We start from the raw sequence: 9147 nt of genomic DNA, 5'->3' as shown, positions 1-9147 counted from the left end.
CCGGGGCAAACCCGGGTTACTTTTTCGATTTTCCGGCGTTGGGTGCCCCCCCCCCTGGGGTTGCCGCGTGAAAAGCGACTCTGACCCCGGTTTTGGGAGCCCGGCTTGGTTCAAAGAGGGGCGGGCTGGATGATCTCGACCCAGTAGCCGTCCGGGTCCTTGATGAAGGCGATCGAGCGCATGCTGCCGTCGCTCAGCCGCTTCTGGAACGGGACCTCCAGCGCCTCGAATCGCGCGCAGGCGGCGCGGATATCGGGCACGCTGACGCAGATATGGCCGAAACCGCGCGGGTCGCGATTGCCGTCGTGGTAGACCGGGCCGTCCTGATGTTCGGTGCCGTGGTTGTGCGTCAACTCGAGCACGCCGCGCTGCTGCGCCAGCCACTGACGGCGCGCTTCGTCGTCGTCGGGGAGGGCCTCGGCGTCGTCGATCAGCACCAGGAAGTACAGCGAGAACTTCGCGTCGGGGAAATCCACCTTGCGCGCGAGGGTGAAGCCGAGTACGCGGGTATAGAAGTCCAGCGATGCGACCGGATCCTTGACCCGCAGCATCGTGTGGTTGAAGACGAACTCGCGCGTCGCGCGATCGCGTTCGGCAGCGACACCGGGGACCTGGGCGAGTGCGGCACGGGTCTGTGCGGTCATGGCACGGCTTTTCCGAAATGGCGGGTGCGCCATTATCGGTGATCGGCCACTCGCCTGCGGGCATGACGCGCAACGCTGCGTCGCGGCCCCATGCGCCCGCCCCCGCCGCCATCACCCCTCGCCGGTCTCCGGTTGCAGCCAGCCGCGAGCGCGGAAGACCGGGCCGACCAATGGCAGCACCGCTTCGACCTCGAACACGCAGCGCCCGTCGTCCTCGCGCTCGTTGCCGCGCACGTCCGCCAGCAGGCGCGCCGGCAGCGGCAGCACGCCGAGCACGCGCGCCCCGACCACGTTCCAGTACAGCGTCCCGTCGTGGTGGTGCAGCACGCAGCGCAGGTGCAGCGCGCCACGGCGCAGCCGCAATTGGCCGTCGCGATGCCACAGCCGCCAACGCGCCTGGCCTCGTCGCGGCGTGGTGTCCAGTTCGCGCAGCCAGATCTCCCCGCGTGGCCCGGTCGTGCAGTCCAGGGTCAGCGCCGCGTCCGTGGCAGCGCCCGGCACGGCAGCCAGGCGCGCGCACAGTCGCGCCAGGCGCCCCCGACTGCGCTCGATCGTCATCGCGCCGACATGCCGCGCATGCCCGCGCGCGCCATGCAGCGTACGCAGCGCACCGGGCATCCGGAAGAACGCGGCGCCGAGCAGGGTCTGGAACAGCGTCGGCACCATCGCGCGGCCTGGAACGGATCGGGCGCGCAGAATAGCGCTTGCGCGCCCGGCGATCAGCCCGGATCGACCGCCGCGGGCGGTCGTCGCTGCAGGCCGAGCAGACCGAACGCCACCGCCAGGGCCGCATACGCGGCCGCGAACTGGAATGCGATCGCCTGGCGCAGCCCCTCCAGCTGCCAAGGCAGGACCAGCGCACCGGCCGGGTGCACCGAATGGATCACCCCGAACAGGGTCGCAACCGCGGCCAGCAGCAGTGTCGCCACGGCAGTGGCCGGGCGCCAATCGACCAGCGCGACCAGGGTCGTCGCCCACAGCATCGCGGTGATGATGAAGCCGTTGCCGAGCACGACGATGGTCGCCATCTCCGGCAGTCCGTGGCCGGCATCGAGCTGCGCGTACAGCGCAGCCATGCGTTCGGGATCGATCCACGCCGGATTGCCGAACTTGATGTTGAGCAGGTAGGCGATGGCCGGCAGGAAAGCCAGCGACACTGCGATCGCGTGCTCGCGCCTCGTGCTGTGAAACGCCTGCACGGTGATGTCGATGCCGACGAACACGATGATCGGTGCCAGCACCGCCACCGGCAGCCACTGCACCAACCCCGAGACCAGCCCGAGCACGCCGCCCAGGCCGATGAACAGTCCGGTCAGCAGCGTGTAACCGCTGCGTGCCCCCATGTGCTTGTAAGCAGGCTGGCCGATATAGGGCGTGGTCTGCGCGACCCCACCACAGACGCCGGCGACCAGCGTGGACACCGCCTCCACCAGCAAGACATCGCGCGTGCGGTAGTCATCGCCGGCCGCGCGCGCACTTTCGCTGACGTTGATCCCGCCGACCACCATCAGCAGGCCGAACGGCAGCAGCAGCGACAGGTACGGCAGTGTGGTCGGCAGTCCGGTGACGAAGCCCAGGTTCGGCCACGGCCAGGCGGGTGCAGGCCAGGTGACGTCGGGCACGGCGAACCCCGGCGACAGGCCCGACAGCCCGAGCCCGTAGTACAGCACCAGCCCGACCAGCAGCGCGAACGGCACACCCGGCAGGCGGAACGGCACCGGTCCGCGGGCGACGAGCACGTACAGCAGCAGCCCCAGTGTCGCAAAGCCCGCGACGGGCGAGCGCAGGGTCTCGATCAGTGGCAGGAAGCCGAGCAACATCAACGCCGCACCGCCGATCGAGCCCAGCAGCGCTGCGCGCGGCACGACCCGGGTGATCCAGTCGCCGGCAAACGACAGCAAGCATTTCAGTACGCCCATGACGACCAGCGACGCCATGCCGAGCTGCCAGGTCGCGATGCCGGCGGCCTCGGCGTCCATGCCCTGCTGGCGGAACGCGAGAAACGCAGGACCGAGCACCAGCAGCGCCATGCCAATGCTGGTCGGCGCGTCGAGGCCGAGTGGCATCGCGGTGACATCATCGCGGCCGCTACGTTGCGCCAGACGCCGCGCCATCGCCGTGTACATCAGGTTGCCGACCAGCACGCCGAACGCGGTGCCCGGGAACATGCGTCCGAACACGATGTCGGCCGGCACCCCGAAAATCCCGACCAGCGCCGCGGCGATGAACCCCAGAATCGAGAGGTTATCGACGACGAGGCCGAAGAAGCCGTTGATGTCGCCGGGGACGAACCAGCGGGGCCGGGCGTCAGGGGGCGTGCGCGGGGAAGAAGCCATACGGATTCCGGTATTGGGCATCGATCCCGGCGTTTCTGCGAAGGCCGGACGTGACAGCACCAGGCGTCACACGCGACGGCGCCGCGCCTCCCGCCGATTGCCCACCTCGGCGCGCCGCGAGCCATCGGGCGGGACGGTCTTCAGCACTTCGCATCGCGCCGGCGAGTGCCGGCGCGAATCGTTGAAGGATGGAGCGGCGCGGATGACAGATGCGCTCGAGCGACATGGTGGGATCTGGGGACGGAGGAGATGGGGTCAGAACGACACGTCGGCATGCAACTGCGAGCGCAGCACCGACAAGTGTCCGGTCTCGCGCTTCCACGCCAACCGGATCGCCTCGATCGACGCCGCGGCTTCCGGGGTATCGGCATGCAGGACCACCAGCTCCTTGGAGCGCAGCCGGCTGGGCGTGTTGCTGCCCGGCGGCAGCCACTGGCCGTAGACGTCGACGACGCTCAGACCGGCCGGGAACCGGGGCGAGACCTCGCGATCGAGGAAATCCAGCCAGCGCCGCTCGGCGGCGGCCGTCTCATCGGCGTCGGCCTCCCACCGCCCGGTGGCGAAATACAGTTCGGTGCGCAGCCAGCCGCGGCCCTCCGCGGGGCGCGTCGCATCGCCCTGATAGGCGGCAGTCACGCCCTGCCTTGGCGCGCCGGCAGGCACGGGCGCGCTCGCGCAGGCAACCAGCGACAACGCGACGAGCAACGGAACGGTGGTGCGCAACTCAGACGGCATGGCGATCGGCATCGACGAAGGAAGAGCGCCATCCTAGGCACTGGCGCGTCCGCAATTGTTGCGGCGCCGCAACACTGTATCGCTTTATGCAGATGGACGCATGGATCGTACGACGGGCCTAATGCGGCCCTGGCCGTCGCTTCACGCACGGCCATCGGCGCCGGGCCTCGCGCGCGTCCCTCTCCCCGCCCGCGACGGTTCCGGAGCCACCCCTTACCCGCCCCGCGCCAGGAGTCCGCATGCGTCGTCCGTCCGTCCGTCGTCCCCCCGCCCCGCTGGCCCTGGCGATCGCGTGTGTGATCTGCGCGCCGGCCGCCGCGCAGACGGCCGACGCCGATGGCGCCACGCGGCTCGACGCGGTGATCGTCACCGGCACCCGCGCCGCCGACCGCACCGTGCTCGAATCGACCTCGCCGATCGACGTGCTCGACGCGCAGGACCTGCGCCGGGCGGGCGTGGCCGGCGGCGAGTTGGGCAGCGCGCTGCAGACACTGCTGCCGTCGTTCAACTTTCCGCGCCAGTCCAACTCCGGCGGCGCCGATCACGTGCGCGCCGCGCAACTGCGCGGCCTTTCGCCCGATCAGGTGCTGGTGCTGATCAACGGCAAGCGCAGGCACACCTCGGCACTGGTGAGCACCGGCTCGAAGATCGGTCGCGGCGCCACACCGGTGGACTTCAACGCGATCCCGGTTTCAGCGATCGCGCGCATCGAGGTCCTGCGCGACGGCGCCGGCGCGCAGTACGGGTCGGACGCGGTCGCAGGCGTGGTCAACGTGATTCTCGACGACGCGGCAGATGGCGGTGCGTTCGAGGCCAGCTATGGCCTGCACCACACCGACCTGGCGCCGATCGGGCGCACGCTCACCGACGGCCAGACCAGTTTTGTCAGCGCCAAGGTCGGCACCGCGCTCGGCGACGAGGGCTTCCTGCGCGTGGGCCTGGAGGCCCGCAACCGCGAGGCCACCAACCGCGCGGGCTTCGACCAGGTGCCGCCGTGGGACCAGACGGAGGCCAACCTCACGGTGCAGGGCCGGCGCAACTACCACCTGGGCGATGGCGCGTCGCAGGATCTCAACGGCTGGTTCAACACCGAAGTGCCGATCGGCGAGACGGCGACGCTGTATGGCTTCGGCACCTACCACCAGCGCGATACCGAAGGCGCGAACTACTACCGCTACCCCGACGGCAAGGCGAACTGGCCGCAGGTCTATCCCGACGGCTTCCGGCCGGTCTCGATCGGCGAAAATCTCGATATCGGCGCGGTCGCGGGCGTGCGCGGCCAGTGGGGCGAGTGGCAGGTCGACGCCAGCCTCAATCACGGCCGCAACGAGTTCACGTACCGCCTGCGCGACTCGATCAACGCTTCGCTCGGGCCCGGCAGCCCGACGCGCTTCCGCACTGGCGACTACGCGTTCTCGCAGCGCCTGCTCAACCTCGACCTCAGCCGCGGCTTCGAGACGTTCACCGACTACCACACCGTCGCCGCGGGCCTGGAACTGCGCACCGAGCGCTACGAGACCGGCGCCGGCGACCCGGCGAGCTATGCGGTCGGCCCGTACGCCGACCGGCCGGCCGGCTCGCAGGCCGGCGGCGGGCTGACGCCGCAGGACGAGGCCGACCTCGACCGCGACGTCGCCAGCCTCTACGCCAGCCTGGCCAGCAGCTTCGGCGAGCGCCTGGCGACCGATGTCGCGGTGCGCTACGAGAACTACGACGACTTCGGCGGCGAACTGACCGGGCGGCTGGCCGCGCGCTACGAGTTCGCGCCGGCGTTCGCGCTGCGCGGCGCGCTGTCGAACAACGTCCGCGCGCCGGCGCTGGCGCAGACCGGCTACGAGTCCACCAGCACCGGCTACAACGCCGCTGGCCAGATCGTGCAGGGCCGGCTGCTGTCGGTGAACAACCCGATCGCGCGCGCACTGGGCGCGACCGACCTGTCGCCGGAGACGTCGATCAACGCCAGTCTGGGCTTCACCAGCCGCATCGGCCGGCGCTTCGACATGGCCCTGGACCTGTTCCAGATCGAGATCGACGACCGCATCGCGCTGTCGGAAGCGATCACCGGCGATGCGTTGACCGCGTTCGTCGATGCCAACTTCGATGTCGCGCGGATCCAGAGCGCGCAGTTCTTCGTCAACGCCGCCGACACCCGGACCCGCGGTGCCGAGCTGGTCGCCAATTGGCGCGACGCGCTCGCCGGCGGCCAACTGCACCTGACCGGGGCCTGGAGCTACGCCAAGACCGAGCTGCGCAACATCGTCGCCACGCCGCAGCAACTCGCCGCGCTGGACCCGGACTACGTGCTGTTCGGCGTCGAGGAGCGCAACACGCTGACCGACGCCGCGCCGCGCACCCGCGGCCAGTTCACCGCGACCTGGCGCGACGACCGCTGGAACCTGCTCGCGCGCGTTCAGCGCCACGGCAGCGCCAAACGGGTGTTCAACTTCGGCGGCGGCCATGAGCCCGAGCAGGTCTACGGCGCGCAATGGCAGCTCGACGCCGAGGTCGAACTGCGCCTGGCCCAGCGCTGGACGCTTGCGCTGGGCGGCCAGAACATCACCGACGAGTACCCGGACCTGTCGAACGAGGACATCTTCTACTTCGGCAACCTGCCCTACGACGTGCTCTCGCCCATCGGCAGCAACGGCGCCTATTGGTACACCCGCGTGCGCTACACGTTCTGACCCGACCGCGCCGTTGCTGAGCGTGCGTCACGCCGCGGGCGGCGGCCCATCGATCCAGGCCAGCGTCGCGATCCGGCCGCTACGGCCGTCTCGCCGGTGCGAGAAGAACGCGGACGGTTCGGAGATCGTGCAGCGTCCGCCCCCGTGCAGCGCGCCGGGCCGCAGGCCGGCAGCGATCAGCCGGCGGCGCGCCAGCGCGAACAGGTCGACCCGCCAGTGTCCAGGCCGGGTGGCGACGAAGGCCGCCGCCGTGCCCGCGTCCGGCCCCACGAAGGCGTCGTACACCTCGGCCCCGACTTCATAGGCCTGCGGCCCCGCCGCCGGCCCCAGCCAGGCGCGCACGCGGTCGGGCGGCGTGCGCATCGCGCCGAGCGTGCGCTCGAGCACCCCGGCCGCCAGGCCGCGCCAACCCGCGTGCGCGGCGGCGACCTCGCGGCCATCGTCGGCGGCGAACACCACCGGCAGGCAGTCGGCGGTCAGGATCGCCAGCACGGTGCCGGGCACCGAGGTCACCGCCGCATCGGCTTCAGGCTCGGCGTCGGGCGAGGCAGCGCCCGCGCCCGGCGCGTCGAAACGCAGCACTGTGGTGCCATGCACCTGCCGCAGCCAGTGCGGCGGCGACGGCAGCGCGAGCAGCCGCACCAGCGCGGCGCGGTTGCGGTCGACGACCGCCGGGTCGTCGCCGTCGGGCGAATAGCGGTTGCCCAGATTGAACTGGTCGAACGGCGGCGGTGACGCGCCGGCGCCATGGCGCAGCGTGGTCCCGGCGCGCACGCCCGGCGGCGCGGGCCAATCGGCGGGCAGCCAGGCGCTCATCGGCGCGCCAGGTCGCCGTGCGCTGCGGCATCGGCACGCAACGCCTTGAGCAGGGCCTGCATGTCGGCCGGCAGCGGTGCGCTGCAGCGCACGGCCTCGCCGGTCGTGGGATGGCGGAACGCCAGCGTCTCGGCATGCAGCGCCTGACGGCGGAAGCCGCGCAGCATCGACGCGGTCTCCTCCGACGCGCCCTTGGGCAGCTTCAGCGCACCGCCGTACAGCGGGTCGCCGAGGATCGGATGGCGCAGATGCGCCATATGCACGCGGATCTGGTGGGTGCGGCCGGTCTCGAGCCGGCACTCGAGCGCGGTGTGCGCGCGGAACCGCTCGCGCAGGCGATAGTGAGTGACCGCCTCACGGCCATCCTCGCGCACGGCCATGCGCAGGCGATCGCGCGGGTGCCGGTCGATCGGCGCATCGGCCGTACCGCCCGAGACCAGCGCGCCGACCACGACCGCCAGGTACTGGCGGTGCACGTCGCGCGCCGAGAGCTGCTCGACCAGCGCGTTATGCGCCTCGAGCGTGCGCGCGACGACCATGACCCCCGAGGTGTCCTTGTCCAGCCGGTGGACGATGCCCGCGCGCGGCAGCGCGGTCAGCGACGGGTCGCGGAACAGCAACGCGTTGACCAGCGTGCCATCGGGGTTGCCGGCGCCCGGATGCACGACCAGGCCGGCGGGCTTGTCGATCACGAACACCTGGTCGTCCTCGTACAGCACCGACAAGGGGATGTCCTGCGGCAGCGCCTCGGTCTGGACGTCGAGGACGACGTTCAGGCGGACGGTCTCGCCGCCGACGACCGGGTCGCGCGGGCGCGGCACGGCGCCGTCGAGCAGGACATCGCCGGCCTTGATCCAGGCGGTGAGGCGGGAGCGCGAAAACTGCGGGAACAGTTCGGCCAGGACCGCGTCGAATCGGCGTCCCGCGGCGGCATCGGGCACCTTGGCGGTGCGCTGGTCGGGAAGGTCGCTGGGGGCTGGCTGCATTGGACGGCTCGGATTCAGGCGTGGGCGACGGGCACGGGGCCCGGACTGGTATTATCCGCGCTTCGTGCCCCGACCGCCCATTGCCTCCATGACCCCACGCCTTGCATTGACGACCCGCGCCCTGGTGTGCCTGCTGCTGGCCGTGCTGGTCGCCACCGGCTGTTCCCGCGGCAAGACCAAGGACGACGAGAACGAGGGCGTGCCGGTCACCGAGCTCTACGACAAGGGCCACGCGTCGATGCGCATGGGCAACTGGAGCAACGCGGCGACGACGTTCCGCCGCCTGGTCGCGCAGTACCCCTACGGGCCGCACACCGAGCAGGCGCTGATCGAGATCGCCTACGCGCAGTACAAGATGGGTAACAACGAGGAAGCGATCTCCAGCATCGACCGCTTCATCCGCACGTATCCCACGCACCGCAACATCGCCTACCTGTACTACCTGCGCGGGCTGGTGAACTCCAACCGCGACACGGTGTTCCTGCAGCGTGTGTGGAGCCTGGACAGCAGCCGCCGCGACCTGGCCTCGCCCAACCAGGCCTACGCCGACTTCAACACTGTCACCGAGCGCTTCCCCAACAGCCGCTACGCCGCCGACGCGCGCCAGCGCATGGTCGCGCTGCGCAATCTGTTCGCGCGCCACGAGATCGAGACCTCGCTGTACTACCTGCGCCGCGGCGCGTACGTCGCCGCGACCGAGCGGGCGACCTATCTGCTGGAGACCTATCCGCAGAGCGAGTACCAGAACGACGCCATCGCCGTGCTCGCGCTCGCCTACGACCGGCTCGGCAACGACACCCTCTCGGCCGACGCGCGCCGTGTGCTGGAGCGCAACGAACCCGATCACCCGTATCTGACCGGCTCCTGGCCGAACGAGCCCTGGCGCATCCGTCGCCTCAACCCGTTCGCGACCGAGCGCACTGCGATCGACAGCGACCGCGACTGA

8 protein-coding genes are annotated in these 9147 nt (G+C 70.8%); 2 read left to right on the top strand and 6 right to left on the bottom strand.

The window, feature by feature from the left end; all coding sequences use genetic code 11:
* Window positions 1-110: 110 nt before the first annotated feature.
* From gloA to ABE505_RS15545, 4 genes are all read right to left on the bottom strand, one after another.
* Window positions 111-644, bottom strand: coding sequence for a lactoylglutathione lyase (gene gloA / locus ABE505_RS15560; protein ID WP_346441611.1), 534 nt, complete (start codon window positions 642-644; stop codon window positions 111-113).
* Window positions 645-755: 111 nt separating this feature from the next.
* Window positions 756-1310, bottom strand: coding sequence for a DUF4166 domain-containing protein (locus ABE505_RS15555; protein ID WP_346441612.1), 555 nt, complete (start codon window positions 1308-1310; stop codon window positions 756-758).
* A 53-nt stretch (window positions 1311-1363) separates the two neighbouring features.
* The gene (locus ABE505_RS15550; RefSeq protein WP_346441613.1) at window positions 1364-2980 is read right to left on the bottom strand and encodes a hypothetical protein; all 1617 of its coding nucleotides are present in this window, start codon (window positions 2978-2980) and stop codon (window positions 1364-1366) included.
* A 255-nt stretch (window positions 2981-3235) separates the two neighbouring features.
* On the bottom strand, window positions 3236-3715 hold the full coding sequence (locus ABE505_RS15545; RefSeq protein ID WP_346441614.1) for a DUF3574 domain-containing protein: 480 nt from the start codon (window positions 3713-3715) through the stop codon (window positions 3236-3238).
* Between the two features lie 239 nt (window positions 3716-3954).
* Here ABE505_RS15545 and ABE505_RS15540 point away from each other — a divergent pair, with 239 nt between their 5' ends.
* Window positions 3955-6399: a TonB-dependent receptor gene (locus ABE505_RS15540; protein WP_346441615.1), complete on the top strand. Its 2445-nt coding sequence runs from the start codon at window positions 3955-3957 to the stop codon at window positions 6397-6399.
* Between the two features lie 27 nt (window positions 6400-6426).
* Here the strand turns inward: ABE505_RS15540 and pgeF are convergent, their stop codons facing one another.
* Both pgeF and rluD read right to left on the bottom strand, forming a co-directional pair.
* On the bottom strand, window positions 6427-7215 hold the full coding sequence (gene pgeF / locus ABE505_RS15535; RefSeq protein ID WP_346441616.1) for a peptidoglycan editing factor PgeF: 789 nt from the start codon (window positions 7213-7215) through the stop codon (window positions 6427-6429).
* Entirely contained in the window at window positions 7212-8201 is a 990-nt protein-coding gene (gene rluD, locus ABE505_RS15530; RefSeq protein ID WP_346441617.1) for a 23S rRNA pseudouridine(1911/1915/1917) synthase RluD, read from the bottom strand. Before rluD ends, pgeF begins: the two co-directional genes overlap by 4 nt.
* An 88-nt stretch (window positions 8202-8289) precedes the next feature.
* On the opposite strand from rluD, the gene ABE505_RS15525 reads away from it, so the two are divergent.
* Window positions 8290-9147 carry an outer membrane protein assembly factor BamD gene (locus ABE505_RS15525; RefSeq protein ID WP_346441618.1) on the top strand — a complete coding sequence of 286 codons (858 nt, stop codon included), beginning with the start codon at window positions 8290-8292 and terminating at the stop codon, window positions 9145-9147.

This window comes from Luteimonas sp. TWI382, from assembly GCF_039674545.1.
Classification (GTDB): Bacteria; Pseudomonadota; Gammaproteobacteria; order Xanthomonadales; family Xanthomonadaceae; genus Luteimonas.
Note: the sequence above shows the minus strand (reverse complement) of the source record. Positions and strands in the feature narration are given on the sequence as shown.

What these genes read in the sequence shown, in the direction of transcription:
- gloA (WP_346441611.1), bottom strand. Translation starts at nt 644, where the DNA reads ATGACCGCACAGACCCGTGCCGCACTCGCCCAGGTCCCCGGTGTCGCT.
- ABE505_RS15555 (WP_346441612.1), bottom strand. Translation starts at nt 1,310, where the DNA reads ATGGTGCCGACGCTGTTCCAGACCCTGCTCGGCGCCGCGTTCTTCCGG.
- ABE505_RS15550 (WP_346441613.1), bottom strand. Translation starts at nt 2,980, where the DNA reads ATGGCTTCTTCCCCGCGCACGCCCCCTGACGCCCGGCCCCGCTGGTTC.
- ABE505_RS15545 (WP_346441614.1), bottom strand. Translation starts at nt 3,715, where the DNA reads ATGCCGTCTGAGTTGCGCACCACCGTTCCGTTGCTCGTCGCGTTGTCG.
- ABE505_RS15540 (WP_346441615.1), top strand. Translation starts at nt 3,955, where the DNA reads ATGCGTCGTCCGTCCGTCCGTCGTCCCCCCGCCCCGCTGGCCCTGGCG.
- pgeF (WP_346441616.1), bottom strand. Translation starts at nt 7,215, where the DNA reads ATGAGCGCCTGGCTGCCCGCCGATTGGCCCGCGCCGCCGGGCGTGCGC.
- rluD (WP_346441617.1), bottom strand. Translation starts at nt 8,201, where the DNA reads ATGCAGCCAGCCCCCAGCGACCTTCCCGACCAGCGCACCGCCAAGGTG.
- ABE505_RS15525 (WP_346441618.1), top strand. Translation starts at nt 8,290, where the DNA reads ATGACCCCACGCCTTGCATTGACGACCCGCGCCCTGGTGTGCCTGCTG.